This is a genomic window from Streptomyces sp. NPDC048514, assembly GCF_043199955.1.
Taxonomy (GTDB): Bacteria; Actinomycetota; Actinomycetes; order Streptomycetales; family Streptomycetaceae; genus Streptomyces.
In genome coordinates this window covers 1-1469 of sequence record NZ_JBICWT010000031.1, presented here as the reverse complement: position 1 = coordinate 1469, position 1469 = coordinate 1, and the positions used below count along the sequence as shown (strand labels likewise).

The window sequence follows — 1469 nt, the reverse complement described above, 5'->3', positions numbered from 1 at the left end:
TGGGTTCGGGTGTGGTGCCGTTGGTGGTGTCGGCTCGTGGTGTGGGGGCGTTGCGGGGTCAGGCGGAGCGGTTGGGTGCGTTGGTGGGGGCGGTGCCTGAGGTTTGTGGTGTGGGGGAGGTGGGTTTCTCGTTGGTGGCGTCGCGGTCGGTGTTCGAGCATCGGGCGGTGGTGCTGGCGGGGGATCGTGGTGGTGCGGTTGATGGTTTGGGTGTGCTGGCGGCCGGTGGGTCGGGTGGGGGTGTGATCGCCGGGGTTGCGGGTCCGGTGGGTGGTCGGGTGTTCGTGTTTCCCGGTCAGGGTTCGCAGTGGGTGGGGATGGCGGTGGAGTTGTTGGATTCCTCGCCGGTGTTCGCGGAGCGGTTGGCGGAGTGTGAGGGGGCTTTGTCGCCGTTTGTGGATTGGTCGTTGGTGGGGGTTCTTCGGGGGTTGCCGGGTGCGCCGTCGTTGGATCGGGTGGATGTGGTTCAGCCGGCGTTGTTCGCGGTGATGGTGTCGTTGGCGGCGGTGTGGGCGTCGGTGGGTGTGGTGCCGGATGCGGTGGTGGGGCATTCGCAGGGTGAGATCGCGGCGGCGTGTGTGGCCGGCGCGTTGACCCTGGAGGACGCGGCGCGGGTGGTGACCTTGCGGAGTCGTGCTCTGGGTGTGCTGGCCGGCGCGGGCGGGATGGTGTCGGTCGCGCTGCCTCGTGAATCGGTGGCCGCCCGGGTGGAGGCCTGGGGCGGGCGGATCTCGATCGCCGCCGTCAACGGCCCCTCTTCGGTCGTGGTGTCGGGAGAGCCGGCGGCGCTGGAGGAACTGCTGGCCTCGTGTGAGGCGGATGGTGTTCGGGTGCGGCGTGTTCCGGTGGACTACGCGTCGCATTCGGTGCAGGTGGAGCGTATTCGCGGGGAGTTGCTCGAGGTTCTGGCGGGGGTTGTTCCGCGTTCGGTGGGGGTGCCGTTCTATTCGACGGTGACGGGTGGGCCGGTGGACACGGCGTCGCTTGATGCCGGGTACTGGTATGCGAATCTGCGGGGGACGGTGGAGCTGGAGTCGGTGACGCGGGCTCTGGTCGCCGATGGCTTTGGTGTGTTCGTCGAGGTGAGTCCGCATCCGGTGCTGACGATGGCGTTGCAGGAGACGTTGGATGCTGCGGGTGCCGAGGGTGTGGTGTCGGGGACGTTGCGTCGTGGTGAGGGTGGTCCGGCGCGTTTTCTGAGTTCGGCCGCGGAGTTGTTCGTGCGCGGGGTGGGTGTGCAGTGGTCGGCGGTGTTCGGGTCGGGGGAGCGGCGGTTGGTGGATCTGCCGACGTATGCCTTCGATCGGCGCCGGTACTGGCTGGAGCCTGTGGCGGGTGAGGGTGTGCCGGTGGGGGCGGATCCGGTGGAGGCCGCGTTCTGGGAGGCGGTGGAGCGGGAGGATGTGCGGTCGCTGGCGGCGGCGCTGGATCTGGACGGCCTGGATCCGCTGGTCTCGTTGCTGCCGTCG

1 protein-coding gene is annotated in these 1469 nt (G+C 69.0%); it reads left to right on the top strand.

The annotated features are described in order from the left end of the window. Positions 1-1469 (top strand): acyltransferase domain-containing protein (locus tag ACGFT2_RS34085; protein WP_393286245.1); only part of this gene is annotated, 1469 nt, incomplete at both ends.